Here is a 16,746-nt window from a genome sequence, read left to right as displayed (position 1 = left end):
AGCGAGGCTCAGCGGCCAATTGTCAGAGCCCCAGCCACAGGCGCAGGGCCTTGCGGGTGTAGGACAGGCGCAGCATGGCGCGCCAGTCGGTGCGCAGCGCCTGGCAGTACATTTCCTTGGCGGAAGTCCGGTCGCCGGCCTGCAGGTAGCCGCGGAACAGCGAGAGGCAGCGCTGGGCCATGAAGGGCCGGCGCAGGTCGGCGAATTCGCGCGGCAAGCGCGCGGAGGAAAACACCTCGTCCACCAGCGCCACACCGACCTCGCGGTCGTACTTCACGTTGTGGCGCAGGCTGTCGTCGTGCTTGTGGATGAGGGCCAGCGGCTCGGCCAGCACGCTGCACGGGAAGTTCGCCAGCGCCTGGCTGAACACCGGCAGGTCCTCGGCATTGCGGAAGTGCACCGGATACAGGCCGCGGCTGAACAGCTCGCGATGCATCGCCGAGGCGCCGTTGGCGATGCCGATGGTCTTGTCCAGCAGATAGCCGCGCAGCCGCGCCCGGGGAGAATCCGGCAACGGGTCCGGCAGTTGCCTGCGCTTCTTGCCGTCCGGCCACACCGACCAGTAGCCGCCGATCACCATCCGCGTCTGCGGCGTCCGGCGGATGTGCTCCTCCAGCGCGCGCAGGGCCCCGGGAGCCATCTCGTCGTCGGCGTCGAGGAACACCAGGAAATCGCCGCGCCCCTCCTCCACGCCCCGGTTGCGCACCGAGGCGAGGCCGCCGTTGGGCTTCCTCAGGCTGCGGAACTGCCCCGGAAACTCGCCGTGGAGCTGTTCCAGGACCTGTGGCGTGCTGTCGGTGGAGCCGTCATCGATGACGATCAGTTCATGCTTCCCCGCCAGCTCGGGCAATACCGAGCGCACCGCCCGCGGCAGCGTGGCCGCGTAGTTGTAGGCGGGGATGATGACGCTGATCAGCGGCTCAGCCATACAGCTGGGCTCCCTCTTTCACCACCAGGATGTCCTGCATGATCAGGTACTGCAGGTCCGAGCCGTAGAACATGTTCAGCGCGTCGGTCGGCGAGCAGATCATCGGCTCGCCGCGGCGGTTCAGCGAGGTGTTGAGCGCCACGCCGTTGCCGGTGAGCTTTTCCAGCTCCTTCATCAGGTCGTAGTAGCGCGGGTTGAATTCGCGCCGAAGCACCTGGGCGCGGGAGGTGCCGTCCTCGTGGACGACTTCCGGCACGCGGGTCTTCCACTCTTCGTTGACCTCGAAGGTGAAGGTCATGAACGGCGCCGGGTGGTCGATCTTGAACATCTGCGGACCGACGGTATCCAGCATCGACGGGCAGAAGGGACGCCAGCGCTCGCGGAACTTGATCTGCGCGTTGATGCGGTCGGCGACACCGGGAACGCTCGGGCAGCCGAGGATGGAACGGCCGCCGAGGGCGCGCGGGCCGAATTCCATGCGGCCCTGGAACCAGGCTACGGGATTTCCATCGGCGAGCACCTTGCCGATCAGCTCCGGCACGTTGTCGATCTTGCGCCACTCGGGCTTCGCCTCGTGGCGGGCGCAGGCGGCGATCACGTCCTCGTTGCTGTATTCCGGGCCGAGGTAGACGTGCTCCATCTTCTCCACCGGCACGCCGCGCTGGTACGAGACGTAGGCGGCGGCGCCCACCGCGGTGCCGGCGTCGCTGGCCGCGGGCTGCACGTACAGCTCCTTCACTTCCGGACGGGCGATGATCTTCTGGTTCAGCTTGACGTTCAGCGCGCAGCCGCCGGCGAAGGCGATCTTGCCGGTCTCGCGGATGATGTCGCCGAGGTAGTAGTCCATCATCTCCAGCGCCAGCTTCTCGAACAGCGCCTGGATGCTGGCGGCGTAGTGGATGTACGGATCGTCGGCGATGTCGCCTTCACGCTTCGGGCCGAGCCACTCGATCAGCTTGGGCGAGAAGTAGTAGCCCTTGCCCTTCTCTTTATAACGGCGGAAACCGATGACGTTGGCGTACTCGGTATTGATGATCAGCTCGCCGTTCTCGAACTTGGCCAGGCGCGAGAAATCGTACTTGCTGGCGTCGCCGTAGGGCGCCATGCCCATGACCTTGAACTCGCCGTCGAGCATGTCGAAGCCGAGGTATTCGGTCAGCGCGCCGTACAGGCCGCCCAGGGAGTCCGGATCGTAGAATTCCTTGATCTTGTGGATCTTGCCGTTCTCGCCGTAGCCGAAGAAGGTGGTGGCGTACTCGCCCTTGCCGTCGATCCCGAGGATCGCGGTCTTCTCCTTGAAGCCGGAGCAGTGGTAGGCGCTGGAAGCGTGGGCCAGGTGGTGCTCGACCGGCTGGATCCTGGTCTTCTTCAGGTCGAAGCCGAGCTGCTGCAGGCACCACTGGATGCGCTTGTAGTAGCGGTGGTAGCGGCGGTTGCCGAGCAGGATGGCGTCCAGCGCGCGGTCCGGGGCGTAGGCGTAGCGCTTGGCGTAGTGCCAGCGGGCCTTGTCGAAGATGCTGATGGGGGCGAAGGGAATGGCCACCACGTCGACGTCCGACGGCTTGATCCCGGCCTGTTCCAGGCAGAACTTGGCCGACTCGTAGGGCATGCGGTTCTTCGCGTGCTTGTCGCGGACGAAGCGCTCTTCTTCGACGGCCGCGACCAGCTTGCCGTCGATGTACAGGGCGGCGGAAGGGTCATGGCTTACGGCGCCGGACAGGCCGAGGATGGTCAATGCCACAGGGTCTAGCCTCTTTCATCTGGGCGGGTGTCGGGTACCCGCGGTAAACGTTCGTCGAGCAGCCGGTGGAGTGCGCTGTCCGCCGGCCAGTTGCGCAGGAAGCGCTCGCGGTCGCGGGCATAGGCGCGGGCGAAACTCGCCTGGCTGTGATGGCGGTGCATGGCATCGAGATCGATCAGCGCCCAGCTCCCACCCTCGCCCTGCGCCTGCCAGAACAGGTTGTAGCCCTTCATGTCGCCATGGCTGATGCGTTCGCGCAGCAGCGCCGCGAACAGGCGGTCCAGGGCCTCGAGCTCCATCTCCGGCGGCAAGCCGTTGCCATCCGGATTATCCAGATGGGGTTTAAAACGGGTGATTATATCCTGACCGGGAAGGTATTCGGTAACCAGGAACGCCGGCCCGCGCAGCCACAGCCAGCGGCGTTCCAGCACTGCCAGGGGTTTCGCCGTGGCGATGCCGAGGAAATCCAGGCGGTTGCCCTCGCGCCAGGCGGTCCAGGCGCGGCTCGGGCGCCAGAAGCGCTTCAGCCAGTGCGGGAAGTTCTTGATGTTGTAGCGCTTGACCAGCAGCGGCCGGCCTTCCAGCTCGACCCGCGCCACGGTGGCGGCGCCGCCGGTCTTGAACACATGGCCGCCGGCGATGAAGGCATCCGGAGCGTCCAGCAGCGGCTGCAGCCGGGGCTCCTCCTCACGACGCACCGCGCGCAGGCCGAAGGCGCCCTTCTTCACGCTGAACAGGCTGCAATCGCGGACGATCTTCTTCAGCAGGTCGCCAACGCGCCAGCGGCGCACCCGCGCGATCTCCTTCTGCAGGGCCTCCAGCGGCAGGGCATGCTCGCCGTTGACCAGCAGGTAGTGCACCAGCAGTTCTTCGAGATACGGATCGAGGCTGTGCGGCAACTGGGCGAAGAACACGCCGAGGTTCTCCAGCACGTGCTTGCGCGACAGCGGCTGGCCGGGCGTTTCCGCGCGGATGCCGGCGCCGTCGATCAGATGCAGGCGGCCGCCGTGGCGCAGCAGGTTGTCCAGGTGCAGGTCTTCCTGCCAGAGCCCCTTGGCGTGCAGCCCGGCAATGGCCGCCAGCGCCTCGCCGACCACCGCCTGCTGGGCATCCGACAGCAGGTGGTCGTTCTCGACCTCGCGCCAGGCGTCCCACAGGCTCTGCGCGCCGTCGAGGTATTCGAACAGCAGCCAGCCGCCCTCGCCTTCCCGCAGGCCGTCGACCAGCAGTTGCGGCGTGACCAGCCCCTGCTCCGCCAGCAGGCGCGCACCTTCCAGCTCGCGCTGGAAATGCCGCGCTGCCTTGCCGCCGACCAGCAGCTTGGCCAGCACGCGCGTGCCGCGCCAGTCGCCGGCGCCGACATAGCGCTGTCCGGGCAGCACGCGCAGCAGGCTGTCCAGGCGCAACTCGGCGGGGCCGGCGCCGTCGGCCAGCTCAACCCGCAACGGCAGCGCCGGCTGGCGTCCGGCGCCACGCAGCTCGGAAAGCCTCACGCCCGCTCCTCCTTCTTCCGCCGCCGGGCAGTCAGGCGCCGGCACCAGCCATCGACGTCAGCACTGCCGGCGCCGCTGCCGAGATAGGCGGCAAGCAACTGGCGCACGTCCGCCTCGCTCCAGTCCGGCGCGCGGCGCAGCAGCGGCTCCAGATCCTTGACCCGGTCGCGGGTGCCGAGCAGCAGCGGACGGGTCTTCTCCAGGTCGATCAGGCAGGACTCGAACTCCTCGCCCTCTTCGCGCAGGAAGATGTGCTTGGGGTAGAAGCAGCCATGCATCTGCCCCGCCTCGTGCAGGCGCCGGGCGAGCATGCCGCAGGCGCGCAGCAGCGCCATGCGCCGTTCGGGCGCGAGGCCGGACCATTCCTTCAGCCAGCCGCCGAGATCGCGCCAGCCTTCCAGCGCGCGGGTGACGAGGATGGCGCGGCGCTCGCCGCCGACTTCCCGCTCGCCGAAGAACACCACGTCCATGCTGGGAATCTCCAGCTGCCGGTAGCGCTGGATGTTGCGGAACTCGCGGGCGAAGGTCGGCTCGCCGAGCGGATGCAGCAGGCTGCGGGTGAGGTAGTTGCTCTGCCGCTTGAGGTAGTAGACGTTGTCGTCCAGCTCCAGGCGGTGGACGCTGCTCCAGCCGCCGCGCTCCCTGTTCGGCGCGTCCACGGCTGGCACGTCCAGCTGCCACAATGCGTCGAAGTCGGCCAGGTCGTGCCGTTCGAGCAGTTCCTGATCGGTACTGGCGATGAAATCCTTCACTCGCGCCCCTCGAAGAAATGGGCGATATGGCGGACGCGCTTCTTGTCCGAAGCGTTCAGCCGTTCGCGCCGGCGGTACTGCAGGTAGAAACGCAGCCGCTGGGTATTGGAAAGATGGAGCTTGGCGAGCTTGTCCAGGCAGGCCAGGTCCTTGGTGATGCGGTAGCGCAGCATGAAGCCGACCCAGTAGTTGCCGTTCGGGCAGTCGATGAAATACACCGTGCCCTGCGAGTCCACCAGCAGGTTGCGCCACTTCAGGTCGTTGTGGGTGAAGTGGTGGTCATGCAGCGTGCGCGTATGCGCGGCGAGCTGGCGGCTGACGTGGTCGACCCAGGCGTGGTCGCGCAGGCGCGTGTCTCCGCGCTTGGCCAGCAGCGCCAGGTCCTCGGTGCCCTCCAGCTCGCGGGTGATCATCGCCCCGCGGGAGAACGCCCCGCGCCGGCGCTCCAGCCCCCAGGCCACCACCTCGGCGGTGGGAATGCCCCACTTGGCGAACTGCTTGAGGTTCTGCCACTCGGCCTTGATCCGCGGACGCGGCAGGTAGCGGTGGTAGCCCTTGCCGGCGCTGCGGTAGCGCTTGACGTAGTAGCGCACGCCATCGCGCTCGATGCGGATCACCTCGGACAGCGGATCGTGGGTCAGCCGCTCGCCTTCGAGGGCGAACACCGCGTCGAGGCTGCCGAACTCGGCGGCAAGATCCCGGTACCCCGGCTCCAGGGTCCAACCCGACATCAGAGCAGGTCCCCGTAGCGCTGCTTGCGGTCATAGAGCTTCGCCGCCTTGCGCTCCAGCCAGCGCAGCAGCGGCGCCTCGTCGCGGAGGATCTGGCGCAGCGACCACTTGCCCTCGGCGGCGGTGAAATAGGCCTTGAGGAAGCGCAGCTTGTCGCGCCGGGTCAGGCCGATGTCGAGGGCGGAGAAGTACAGCCCGGCGAGGTCCTTGTTGCGCCAGCGCGTGGGCGTATGCTCGCGGGTCTGCGCACGGTGCAGGTCGATCAGCGACAGACGGAAGTCGTCGGCGCTCACCGGGCGATCGGTGTGCAGCAGGAAGTGGCAGATGTAGCAGTCGCGATGGTTGACCCCGGCGCGGTGCATGTTGCCGGCCATGGTCGCCACCTCGGCGATCAGCGCCCACTTCAGGCGCGGCGGCGGCGGTTGCTGGGGCCAGTTCTGGGTGAAGATTTCCAGGTCGGTGGTCGGCGCCAGTTCCTCGGTGATGATGAAGGAATGCTGGCGCGCCGGATCGCTGCCGCGCTCGCCATAGGCCACCGCGGTCATGGTCGGCACCGCGGCCTGGTGCAGACGCTCCAGGGCCTTCTGCTCCTGGCCGGCGCCGAGCACCGGCAGCTTGGCGGTGCTGAGGTTCTTGATGATCTCGCCCCAGCCGATGCCACGGTGGATCTTGACGAAGTAGCCGCGCCCGTCGACCTCGGTACGCAGGGTGCGGCGGCCTTCCAGTTCGCGGTAGACCTTGCCCTGCAGGCGCTCGACCTCGACGAAGGGGTCCTTGCCGGCCCAGAGGGATTTGAAGGGTTCGTGCAGCTCGAGCTTCATCGCGGGAGCCCTTCGTAGGAGCGAGCTCGCTCGCGAACGGGGCAGCACAAGAGCTTCGCGAGCAAGCTCGCTCCTACAGAAGACGTGCAGCTCATTTGCGCTCCTGCAGGATCACGTCCGCCGCGTGCTGCGGCATGGAATACAGGTCCGCCGTGTCGGCGAAGGCCAGGCCGTTGCGCGACCAGGCGGCGCGCGCGGCGTCGTCCTCGAGCATCCGCACCAGCATGGCGTTGAGGCTGTCCTGTTCGAACGGCGTCGGCACCACGCGCCCGGCGTCGGCCTCGGCGATGTAGTGGGCGTAGCCGCAGACGTCGGTGACCAGCACCGGCAGCCCGGCGACCAGCGCCTCCAGCAGCACGGTGCCGGTGTTCTCGTTGTAGGCCGGGTGGATCAGCAGGTCGGCGCCGAGCAGGAAGCGCGGGATGTCGCTGCGTCCCTTGAGGATCTGCACGTTGTCGGAGATGCCCAGCGTCTTGATCTGCAGGAGAAACGGCTTGGGATCGTCCTGGCCGATGACGATCAGCCGGGTGCGCTTGCGCAACTTGCGCGGCAGCGCGGCGACGGCCTTCAGGCTGCGGTCCAGGCCCTTGGTCTTGAAGCCGGAGCCGATCTGCACCAGCAGCAGGTCATCGTCGGCGAGCTTGAATTCGCGGCGGAACTCGGCGCGGATTTCCGCGGCGTTCGGCGGCGCGCGGCGGTCCTGGGCGATGCCCGGCGGCAGCAGGTGGAAGCGCTTCGCCGGCGTGGCGTAGTGCTTGACGAACAGCGGCTGCTGCACCTCGGAGATCATCAGGATCTCGGTCTTCGACTGCGGGTCGAACACCGCGCGCTCGTAGTCGGCGAAGTGGCGGTAGCGGCCGAACTGGCGGTACAGCGGGTTGCGCAGGGTCTGCGCCTTGTCCTCGAAGCAGGGGTCGGCGGCGTAGTAGGTGTCCAGCCCGGGCATCTTGTTGAAGCCGATCACCCGGTCCACCGGACGCTTCTTCAGGTCGGCAGCGACCCAGGCAGTGAATTTCTCGTTGCGCCGGTGGTTGAACAGCGCCTTCACCGGCGCCACCAGCACCTCGAAGCCGGGCGGCACCTCGCCTTCCCAGATCAGCGTGTAGACGCGGATCGCGTGGCCGCGGCGCTGGCACTCCAGGGCGATGCGCATGAAGTCGCGCTGCAGCCCACCGAACGGGAAGTACTTGTAGAGGATGAAAGCCAGGGTCATCGAAGCGTCTCCGGGGCCAGCAGCAGAGCCTCCAGCTGGGTCGCCACGCGTTGCGGGTGCAGGCGGGTGAAGCATAGAGGCTGTTCCCGGCGCAGGTCGAACTGGCGGCGGTCTTCAGCGGTCGGCTGGTAGGTGCAGGTTTTCTGCAGGCACGGCGCGCAGGGCCAGTCGCTGCCCAGGTGCACCTGGGAACGGCCATAGGCGCCGGTCAGGCCGGGGTTGGTCGGGCCGAACAGCGACAGCGTCGGCACGTCCAGCGCGGCGGCCAGATGGCCGAGCCCGGTATCCACCGCCACGCAGGCGGAAGCGCCGGCCAGCACCTTGGCCATGCCGGCCAGGGACAACCGGGGGAGCACCGCGACGTTTTCCAGTCCTTCGGCCAGCCGCTCGGCACGCTCGCGCTCGGCCGGGCTGCCCCACGGCAGGCGCACCGACCAGCCGCGCTCGCCCATGCGCTCGGCCAGTTCGCGCCAGTAGGCTTCCGGCCAGTGCTTGGTGACCCAGGTGGTGCCATGCAGGAACACCAGGTACGGCGCCGCCGAGCCTTCGTCGAGCAGGCGGCCGCGATCCAGGCCGTAGTCGCCGACGCCTTTTGGCAGCGGATAATCCAGCGCCTGGGCGAACAGCTGGCGCACGCGCTCCACCGCATGCTGCCCCCAGGGCACGCTGTAGCGGCGGTCGTAGAAGCGGCTGGCGATCGGCTCGCGCGCCGACTCGCGATCCAGGCCGGCGACCGGGGCTTTGGCGTAGCGGGTCAGCCAGGCGCTCTTGAACAGTCCCTGGGCGTCGATCACCAGGTCGTATTTCACGTCGCGCAGGCGCGTCCTGAAGCGGCTCCACTCGCCGCTCGTGATGGTCTGCCAGAGATTCTTGCGCCAGCGGCGGATCGCCACCGGGATGACCTGCGCCACCGCCGGATGCCAGGCGGGAATCTCGGCGAAGCCCTCCTCCACCACCCAGTCGAACTGGATGCCGGGAATGGCGCGGGCGGCGTCGGTCAGCGCCGGCAGGGTATGGATGACGTCGCCGAGGGACGACGTCTTGATCAGCAGCACCCGCATTCAGAGCTCTTCCACGTCGACCGTATCGGCGACCAGACGGTCGAGCGCCTCGAGGACCGCCAGCGGCTTCAGTTCGCGCAGGCAGTTGTAGTGGCCGAAGCGGCAGACGCGATCGAAACAGGGGCTGCATTCCAGGCCGAGGCGGACGATCTCCACCTGGTCGGCCAGCGGCGGGGTGAACTGCGGCGAGGTGGAGCCGTACACCGCCACCAGCGGGCGGTTCAGCGACGCCGCCACGTGCATCAGGCCGGAATCGTTGCTGACCACCGCCTCCGCGCAGGACATCAGGTCGATGGCCTCGGCCAGGGCGGTTTCCCCGGCGAGGTTCACCGATTCCTCGCGCAGGCCCGGGATCAGCCACTGGCGGATTTCCTCGCCGCCCGGGTGGTCGTTCTTCGAACCGAAGATCCACACCTGCCAGCCGGCGCGGATCTTCGCGTCGGCGACCTGGGCGTAGTGCTCCGCCGGCCAGCGCTTGGCCTCGCCGAACTCGGCGCCGGGGCACAGCGCCAGCACCGGGCGGTCCAGAGCCAGGCCGAACTTGGCCAGCGCGGCGTCGCGGCTGTGCGGGTCGATGCGCAGGCGCGGCTGCGGATAGGGTTTCGGCAGTTCGCTGCCCGGGGCATAGGCCAGCGCCATGAAACGCTCGATCATCAGCGGATAGCGCTGCTTGTCCAGCGTGCGGATGTCGTTGAGCAGGCCGTAGCGCATCTCGCCCTTCCAGCCGGTGCGCCGGGGAATCCGCGCGAAATACGGCACCAGCGCCGACTTCAGCGAGTTGGGCAGGAGGATCGCCTGGTCGTACTGCCCGGCCAGCGACCTGCCGATGCGCCGGCGGCTGGCGAGGTCGAGCACGCCATGGCCGAGCGGGAAGCTCAGCGCCTGGCGGACTTCAGGCATGCGTTCGAGGATCGGCCGGCTCCATTCGGGCGCCAGCACGTCGATCTGGCAGTCGGGATGCTGGCGCTTCAGGCACTCGAAGAGCGTCTGCGCCATCACCATGTCGCCGACCCAGGAGGGACCTACGATCAGAATGTTCATATGGGCTGCAGGCTATAGGCAGCGGGCTGCAGGTACAAGGCAGAACGCCTGCAGCCTGAAGCCTGCCGCCCTGGGCCGCTTATTTGACCAGCGTGCGCCATTCCGGATGGGTGCTGGTCTTGCCGCTGACCAGATCGAAGTAGGCTTTCTGCAGCTTCTCGGTCACCGGGCCGCGGCGGCCGGCGCCGATCAGGCGGCCGTCGACTTCGCGGATCGGAGTGACTTCGGCGGCGGTGCCGGTGAAGAAGGCTTCGTCGGCGATGTACACCTCGTCACGGGTGATGCGCTTCTCGACCACCTTGATGCCCAGCTCGTTGGCCAGCACCAGCACGCTGGCGCGGGTGATGCCGTTGAGGCAGGCGGTGACTTCCGGGGTGTAGATCACGCCGTCCTTGATGATGAAGATGTTCTCGCCGGAACCTTCGGCCACGTAGCCTTCCGGGTCGAGCATCATGGCCTCGTCGGCGCCGCCGGAAATGGCTTCCTGCAGGGCCAGCATCGAGTTGATGTAGGCGCCGTTGGACTTGGCGCGGGTCATCGAGATGTTCACGTGGTGGCGGGTGAAGGAGCTGGTGCGCACCTTGATGCCCTGCTGCAGCGCTTCCTCGCCCATGTATGCGCCCCAGTTCCAGGCGGCGACGATCACGTGGACCTTCAGGCCGGTGGCGCGCAGGCCCATGCCTTCGCTTCCGTAGAACACCATCGGGCGGATGTAGGCGCTTTCCAGGTTGTTCTCGCGGACCGCGGCGCGGGTCGCTTCGTTGATCTCGCCCTTGGTGTACGGGATCTTCATGTTCATGATGTGTGCGGAATCGAACAGGCGGTCGGTGTGCGCCTGCAGACGGAAGATCGCCGTGCCCTGGGGAGTGTTGTAGGCGCGCACGCCCTCGAATACACCCATGCCGTAGTGCAGGGTGTGGGTCAGCACGTGGGTGGTAGCTTCGCGCCACTGCACCAGTTCGCCGTCATACCAGATCACGCCATCACGATCGGCCATCGACATACTTGCCAGCTCCTCAAACTAGTTCGAAACAGGATCAGGCGAGCTTGAGCTCACGCCAGATCCGCATCACTCCGCGTCGCTCGTCGTGGAAATGGTCACCCCCCACCACACCCGGCTGCTTTTGCAGCGCCAGGCGGTGCGCGGCCGCGCGATAAGCCTTGTAGGCTTCCTGCAGGAAACTGACGTCCTCGCCAGAGAGCAGACCCGCCCGCTCCAGTCCTTCCAGAATGCGGATGTTGTCGGTGAAATGCAGCAACTCGGGGTACTGCCATGACCACGCCAGGGCCGCATATTGCACCATAAATTCGATATCGACGATACCACCGGCGTCCTGCTTGAGATCGAAGGGCGACGCGGCTTCGAAGGCGTTCGGCGCGGTTCCGGCGGCGGTGATCGCGGTGCCGAGGTTGTCGCGCATCTTCGCGCGCATCTCGCTGACTTCGCGGCGCAGTTCGTCGAGATCGCGCTGCCTGCCCAGCACCTGGGCGCGAATTTCCTCGAACGCCTTCGCCACCCGCGGGCAGCCGGCGAGCACGCGGGCGCGCACCAGGGCCTGGTGTTCCCAGGTCCAGGCCTCGTTCTGCTGGTAGGCGAGGAAGGCGCCCAGGGAACTCACCAGCAGCCCGGAAGCGCCGCTCGGGCGCAGGCGCATGTCCACCTCATAAAGAGTGCCGGAGGGCGTCTGCGCGGTAAGGAAATGGATGATCTTCTGCCCCAGGCGGGTGAAGAACTGCGCGCCGTCGATGGACTTGGCGCCGTCGGTCTCGCTCTGCGGATCGCCATCGTGGACGAACACCAGGTCGAGGTCCGAGCCGTGGCCGAACTCCAGCCCGCCGACCTTGCCGTAGCCGACCACGATGAAGTCCGGGTCGCACGGCGTGCCATCGGCGCGCAACGGACGGCCGTGGCGCTGCACCAATTGGTGCCAGGCCAGTTCGAGGACCTCGCTGAGGATCGCCTCGGCCAGCCAGGTCAGGTAGTCGCTGACCTTCATCAGCGGCAGGGTCCCGGCGATTTCCGAGGCGGCCACGCGCAGGCCGTGGGCCAGCTTGAAGTGGCGTAGCGTCTCCATCTGCTGCTCGAGGTCGTCCTCGGGAATCCGCATCAGCCGCTCGCGCAGCTCGGCGGCCAGTTCGGCGGCCTGCGGCGGGCGGAACAGCCGTCCCTCATTCAATAGTTCGTCGAGCAGGATGGGGAAGCGGGCGATCTGCTCGGCCACCATCGGGCTGGCCGCGCAGAGGGTCAGCAGGCGCTCCAGCGCACCGGGATTCTCGGTCAGCAGCACCAGGTAGGCGGAGCGCCGCGCTACCGCCCCGACCAGCGGCAGCACGCGCTCCAGCAACAGGTCCGGCTGGCCACGCTCGACCATCATCGCCAGCAGCCGCGGCACGAAGGCGTCCAGGCGTTCGCGGCCGATGCGCTGCATGGCGCGCACCTGGCTGCCGTTGCGCAGGTCGGTCAGGCGCTTGCGCGCCAGCGCGGCATCGGCGAAACCGGCTTCGGCGAGCTGGCGGCAGGCGGACTCCTCGTCCACCGCCTCCTCCCACAGCGGCAGCCATTCGCCACCGACGCAGCCCTCGTCCTCGGCCCCTTCCTCTTCGTCCGGGTCGGCGATGACCTGGCGGAAGTGCCAGTCGACGCGCTCGCGCCAGTGATTGATCCGCTCGTGGCAGGCCGACCAGTTGGGGAAGCCCATGATGAAGGCGACGCGCACCCGCTCCACCTCGTCCAGCGGCAGCATCTGCGTCTGCCGGTCGGCGATGGCCTGCAGCGCATGCTCCACATAACGAAGGAAGGCATAGCCCTGGCCCAGCTCGGCGACCACCGCCGGCGGCAGGTAGCCCTGCCCTTCGAGGATCGCCAGCACGCGCAGCAGCGGCCGCTGCTGCAGGCTGAGGTCGCGCCCGCCGTGGATCAGCTGGAAGGCCTGGGCGATGAACTCCACCTCGCGGATGCCGCCGGCGCCCAGCTTGATGTTCTCGGCCATGCCCTTGCGCCGGACTTCCTGCTGGATCAGCTGCTTCATGTTGCGCAGCGCCTCGATGGCGGAGAAGTCCAGGTAGCGCCGGTAGACGAAGGGCCGCAGCATCTCCAGCAGGCGCTGGCCGGCGTCCTGGTCGCCGCCGACCACCCGCGCCTTGATCATCGCGTAGCGTTCCCAGTCGCGGCCCTGGTCCTGGTAGTACTGCTCCAGCGCGGCGAAGCTGTGCACCAGCGGGCCGCTGGAACCATAGGGGCGCAGGCGCATGTCGACGCGGAAGACGAAGCCGTCGACGGTGATGGCGTCGAGCGCCTTGATCAGCTTCTGCCCCAGGCGGGTGAAGAACTCCTGGTTGTCCAGCGAGCGCTTGGCGCCCTCGGTTTCGCCGCCCTCGGGGTAGCTGAAGATCAGGTCGATGTCCGAGGACAGGTTCAGTTCGCCGGCGCCGAGCTTGCCCATGCCGAGGACTACAAGATGCTGCGGCAGGTTCGAACGGCGCCCCATCGGCGTGCCGAACTGCTGGCAATGGCGCAGGTACAGCCATTGATAGGCAAGGTCGATGCAGGTGTCGGCGAGGTCGGACAGGTCGCGGCAGGTGCCGGCCAGGTCGGTCTGGCGGGTCAGGTCGCGCCAGATGATGCGCACCTGCTGGCGCCGGCGGAAGCGCCGCAGGCGGCGGCCCAATTCGTCCTCGTCGGCGCAGTCGGCCAGCAGCCCTTCCAGCTGGGCGCGCAATTCGCCGCGCCGCAGGTCGCGCTCCAGTTCACCGCTGGCGGCCAGTTCGAGAAGCATCTGCGGATCGCGCGCGACCTGCTCGGCGACGAAGTCGCTGCCGGCGGCGACGCGAGCGAAGTGGGCATGCCGTTCGTCGGGCCAGCTTTCGAATCCGGCCCGGAGATCCTCCGGAAGATCGGCGACGGCGGCCTGGAAATTCTGCCCGGCGCGCTCGGCGAGAGGCTTGAGAGTGGCCGGCAGCGCGGCCAGGGACGGCAGGGTCATGGTCTATCCTGAAGGGTCGTCGTCGGCCTCGGAAACCGCGTTCGTCGCCCGATGTAGTTTTACTACTATTTTTTTGTAGTCGAGGGCTGTTTAAAAACGCGATTTGTAGTAAAACTACAACCCGCCGGGAGCCACCCCCGGAGCAATTCCAAGAATTCGCGGCGCCGCCCACGAGGCCGGTGCTGCTATCGGCAACGATCTACTGGCTTTCGATTCTGGAAGCCTTTCCGCCATGGAGCAAGCCATGCAAGACCTCGATCCCGTCGAAACCCAGGAATGGCTGGACGCCCTCGAGTCCGTCCTCGACCGCGAAGGTGAGGAGCGCGCCCACTATCTGATGACCCGCATGGGCGAGCTGGCCACCCGTACCGGTACCCAGCTGCCCTATGCGATCACCACGCCCTACCGCAACACCATTCCGGTGACCCACGAGGCTCGCATGCCGGGCGACCTGTTCATGGAGCGGCGCATCCGCTCGCTGGTGCGCTGGAACGCACTGGCCATGGTGATGCGCGCCAACCAGCAGGACCCGGACCTTGGCGGTCACATCTCCACCTTCGCTTCCTCGGCGACCCTCTACGACATCGGCTTCAACTACTTCTTCCAGGCCCCGACCGACGAACACGGCGGCGACCTGGTGTTCTTCCAGGGCCACGCCTCCCCCGGCGTCTATGCCCGCGCCTTCCTCGAAGGCCGCATCACTGAAGAACAGATGCTGAACTTCCGCCAGGAAGTCGATGGCAACGGCCTGTCCTCCTACCCGCACCCCTGGCTGATGCCGGACTTCTGGCAGTTCCCCACCGTGTCCATGGGCCTCGGCCCGATCCAGGCCATCTACCAGGCGCGCTTTATGAAGTACCTGGAAAGCCGCGGCTTCATCCCCGCCGGCAAGCAGAAGGTCTGGTGCTTCATGGGCGACGGCGAGTGCGACGAGCCGGAATCCCTCGGCGCCATTTCCCTGGCCGGCCGCGAGAAGCTGGACAACCTGATCTTCGTGATCAACTGCAACCTGCAGCGCCTGGACGGCCCGGTACGCGGCAACGGCAAGATCATCCAGGAACTGGAAGGCGTGTTCCGCGGCGCCGAGTGGAACGTCAACAAGGTCATCTGGGGCCGCTTCTGGGACCCGCTGTTCGCCAAGGACCACGCCGGCCTGCTGCAGCAGCGCATGGACGAGGTCATCGACGGCGAATACCAGAACTACAAGGCGAAGGACGGTGCCTACGTGCGTGAGCACTTCTTCGGCTCGCGTCCGGAACTGCTGGAGATGGTCAAGGACCTCTCCGACGAGGAAATCTGGAAGCTCAACCGTGGCGGCCACGACCCGTACAAGGTCTATGCGGCCTACCACCAGGCGGTCAACCACAAGGGCCAGCCGACCGTCATCCTGGCCAAGACCATCAAGGGTTATGGCACGGGTTCCGGCGAAGCGAAGAACATCGCGCACAACGTGAAGAAGGTCGATGTCGACAGCCTGCGCAAGTTCCGCGACAACTTCGACATCCCGGTCAAGGACGCCGACCTCGAGAAACTGCCGTTCTACCGTCCGGAAGAAGGCAGCGCCGAGGCCAAGTACCTGGCCGAGCGCCGCGCCGCCCTCGGTGGCGTGATGCCGGTTCGCCGCGCCAAGAGCTTCAGCGTGCCGACTCCGCCGCTGGAAACCCTCAAGGCGATCCTCGACGGCACCGGCGACCGCGAGATTTCCACCACCATGGCCTTCGTGCGCATCCTCTCGCAGCTGGTCAAGGACAAGGAGCTCGGCCCGCGCATCGTGCCGATCGTGCCCGACGAGGCGCGTACCTTCGGCATGGAAGGCATGTTCCGCCAGCTCGGCATCTATTCCTCGGTCGGCCAGCTCTACGAGCCCGTCGACAAGGACCAGGTGATGTTCTACCGCGAGGACAAGAAGGGCCAGATCCTCGAGGAAGGCATCAACGAAGCCGGCGCCATGTCCAGCTGGATCGCCGCGGGTACTTCGTACTCCACGCACAACCAGCCGATGCTGCCGTTCTACATCTTCTATTCGATGTTCGGCTTCCAGCGTATCGGCGACCTCGCCTGGGCGGCCGGCGACAGCCGCGCGCACGGCTTCCTGGTCGGCGGCACCTCCGGCCGCACCACGCTGAACGGCGAAGGCCTGCAACACGAGGACGGACACAGCCACCTGCTGGCCAGCACCATCCCGAACTGCCGCACCTACGATCCGACCTATGGCTACGAGCTGGCCGTGATCGTCCGCGAGGGCATCCGCGAGATGATCGAGGAGCAGAAGGACGTCTTCTACTACCTCACCGTGATGAATGAAGCCTACCCGCAGCCGGCCCTGCCGCAGGGCGTCGAGGAAGGCATCATCAAGGGCATGTACCTGCTCAGGGAAAACGGCAAGGAAGCCGCACACCACGTGCAGCTGCTGGGCTCCGGCACCATCCTGCGCGAAGTCGAGGAAGCCGCGAAGATCCTCCGCGAGCAGTTCGGCATCGGCGCCGACGTGTGGAGCGTGCCGAGCTTCAACGAACTGCGCCGCGACGGCCTGGCCATCGAGCGCTGGAACCGCCTGCATCCGGAGCAGAAGCCGAAGCAGAGCTACGTCGAGCAGTGCCTCAGCGGCCGCAAGGGCCCGGTGATCGCCTCCACCGACTACATGAAGCTGTACGCCGAGCAGATCCGCCAGTGGGTCCCGGGCAAGGAGTACAAGGTCCTCGGCACCGACGGCTTCGGCCGCAGCGACACCCGCCGCAAGCTGCGTCACTTCTTCGAGGTGGACCGCAACTGGGTGGTGCTGGCCGCGCTGGAAGCGCTGGCCGACCGTGGCGAGATCGAGCCGAAGGTGGTGGCCGAGGCCATCGTCAAGCTCGGCATCGATCCTGAAAAACGCAACCCGCTGGACTGCTGAGGAGAGGCACGATGAGTGAGTTGATTCGCGTACCCGACATCGGCAGCGGCGAAGGGGAAGTCATCGAACTGCTGGTCAAGGTCGGCGAC

13 protein-coding genes are annotated in these 16,746 nt (G+C 67.1%); 2 read left to right on the top strand and 11 right to left on the bottom strand.

The annotated features are described in order from the left end of the window. Positions 1 to 22: 22 nt before the first annotated feature. From BLR75_RS21210 to glnE, 11 genes are all read right to left on the bottom strand, one after another. Positions 23 to 928 carry a glycosyltransferase family 2 protein gene (locus BLR75_RS21210; RefSeq protein WP_084313946.1) on the bottom strand — a complete coding sequence of 302 codons (906 nt, stop codon included), beginning with the start codon at positions 926 to 928 and terminating at the stop codon, positions 23 to 25. Beyond that, positions 921 to 2,669, bottom strand: coding sequence for a carbamoyltransferase family protein (locus BLR75_RS21205; RefSeq protein ID WP_084313945.1), 1,749 nt, complete (start codon positions 2,667 to 2,669; stop codon positions 921 to 923). Before BLR75_RS21205 ends, BLR75_RS21210 begins: the two co-directional genes overlap by 8 nt. Positions 2,670 to 2,674: 5 nt before the next feature. Further along, positions 2,675 to 4,162 (bottom strand): lipopolysaccharide kinase InaA family protein, encoded by a 1,488-nt coding sequence (locus tag BLR75_RS21200; RefSeq protein ID WP_084313944.1) that lies wholly within the window; start codon positions 4,160 to 4,162, stop codon positions 2,675 to 2,677. Beyond that, complete coding sequence (locus BLR75_RS21195) at positions 4,159 to 4,914, bottom strand: lipopolysaccharide kinase InaA family protein (protein WP_084313943.1); 756 nt, start codon at positions 4,912 to 4,914, stop codon at positions 4,159 to 4,161. The genes BLR75_RS21200 and BLR75_RS21195 overlap by 4 nt, the downstream gene beginning before the upstream one ends. Continuing rightward, entirely contained in the window at positions 4,911 to 5,645 is a 735-nt protein-coding gene (locus BLR75_RS21190) for a lipopolysaccharide kinase InaA family protein (protein WP_084313942.1), read from the bottom strand. Before BLR75_RS21190 ends, BLR75_RS21195 begins: the two co-directional genes overlap by 4 nt. After that, positions 5,645 to 6,466 (bottom strand): lipopolysaccharide core heptose(I) kinase RfaP, encoded by an 822-nt coding sequence (rfaP, locus tag BLR75_RS21185; RefSeq protein WP_084313941.1) that lies wholly within the window; start codon positions 6,464 to 6,466, stop codon positions 5,645 to 5,647. Before rfaP ends, BLR75_RS21190 begins: the two co-directional genes overlap by 1 nt. A gap of 91 nt (positions 6,467 to 6,557) precedes the next feature. Next, positions 6,558 to 7,679, bottom strand: a complete 1,122-nt coding sequence (locus BLR75_RS21180; RefSeq protein ID WP_084313940.1) for a glycosyltransferase family 4 protein — start codon at positions 7,677 to 7,679, stop codon at positions 6,558 to 6,560. Beyond that, positions 7,676 to 8,740, bottom strand: coding sequence for a lipopolysaccharide heptosyltransferase I (waaC, locus tag BLR75_RS21175; RefSeq protein ID WP_084313939.1), 1,065 nt, complete (start codon positions 8,738 to 8,740; stop codon positions 7,676 to 7,678). Before waaC ends, BLR75_RS21180 begins: the two co-directional genes overlap by 4 nt. Beyond that, positions 8,741 to 9,781, bottom strand: a complete 1,041-nt coding sequence (gene waaF, locus BLR75_RS21170; protein WP_084313938.1) for a lipopolysaccharide heptosyltransferase II — start codon at positions 9,779 to 9,781, stop codon at positions 8,741 to 8,743. Positions 9,782 to 9,860: 79 nt separating this feature from the next. Beyond that, positions 9,861 to 10,784 (bottom strand): branched-chain-amino-acid transaminase, encoded by a 924-nt coding sequence (gene ilvE, locus BLR75_RS21165; RefSeq protein WP_084313937.1) that lies wholly within the window; start codon positions 10,782 to 10,784, stop codon positions 9,861 to 9,863. 34 nt (positions 10,785 to 10,818) lie between these two features. After that, a complete protein-coding gene (gene glnE, locus BLR75_RS21160; protein WP_084313936.1) occupies positions 10,819 to 13,764 on the bottom strand; it encodes a bifunctional [glutamate--ammonia ligase]-adenylyl-L-tyrosine phosphorylase/[glutamate--ammonia-ligase] adenylyltransferase in 2,946 nt (981 codons plus the stop codon). Between the two features lie 244 nt (positions 13,765 to 14,008). Between glnE and aceE the strand changes: the two genes are divergently transcribed. Further along, on the top strand, positions 14,009 to 16,657 hold the full coding sequence (aceE, locus tag BLR75_RS21155) for a pyruvate dehydrogenase (acetyl-transferring), homodimeric type (RefSeq protein WP_090416139.1): 2,649 nt from the start codon (positions 14,009 to 14,011) through the stop codon (positions 16,655 to 16,657). A gap of 11 nt (positions 16,658 to 16,668) precedes the next feature. Then, positions 16,669 to 16,746, top strand: a 78-nt coding sequence (locus BLR75_RS27395) for a hypothetical protein (protein ID WP_425439031.1), incomplete at its 3' end; no start/stop codon positions are given.

This window comes from Pseudomonas jinjuensis (assembly GCF_900103845.1).
In the GTDB taxonomy this organism is placed as follows: Bacteria; Pseudomonadota; Gammaproteobacteria; order Pseudomonadales; family Pseudomonadaceae; genus Pseudomonas; species Pseudomonas jinjuensis.
The sequence above is the reverse complement of the archived record's forward strand: the minus strand, read 5'-3'. Positions and strand labels throughout refer to the sequence as shown.

Coding starts and splice junctions, on each gene's coding strand:
- BLR75_RS21210 (WP_084313946.1), bottom strand. CDS start 928: ATGGCTGAGCCGCTGATCAGCGTCATCATCCCCGCCTACAACTACGCG.
- BLR75_RS21190 (WP_084313942.1), bottom strand. CDS start 5,645: ATGTCGGGTTGGACCCTGGAGCCGGGGTACCGGGATCTTGCCGCCGAG.
- rfaP (WP_084313941.1), bottom strand. CDS start 6,466: ATGAAGCTCGAGCTGCACGAACCCTTCAAATCCCTCTGGGCCGGCAAG.
- BLR75_RS21180 (WP_084313940.1), bottom strand. CDS start 7,679: ATGACCCTGGCTTTCATCCTCTACAAGTACTTCCCGTTCGGTGGGCTG.
- waaC (WP_084313939.1), bottom strand. CDS start 8,740: ATGCGGGTGCTGCTGATCAAGACGTCGTCCCTCGGCGACGTCATCCAT.
- waaF (WP_084313938.1), bottom strand. CDS start 9,781: ATGAACATTCTGATCGTAGGTCCCTCCTGGGTCGGCGACATGGTGATG.
- ilvE (WP_084313937.1), bottom strand. CDS start 10,784: ATGTCGATGGCCGATCGTGATGGCGTGATCTGGTATGACGGCGAACTG.
- glnE (WP_084313936.1), bottom strand. CDS start 13,764: ATGACCCTGCCGTCCCTGGCCGCGCTGCCGGCCACTCTCAAGCCTCTC.
- aceE (WP_090416139.1), top strand. CDS start 14,009: ATGCAAGACCTCGATCCCGTCGAAACCCAGGAATGGCTGGACGCCCTC.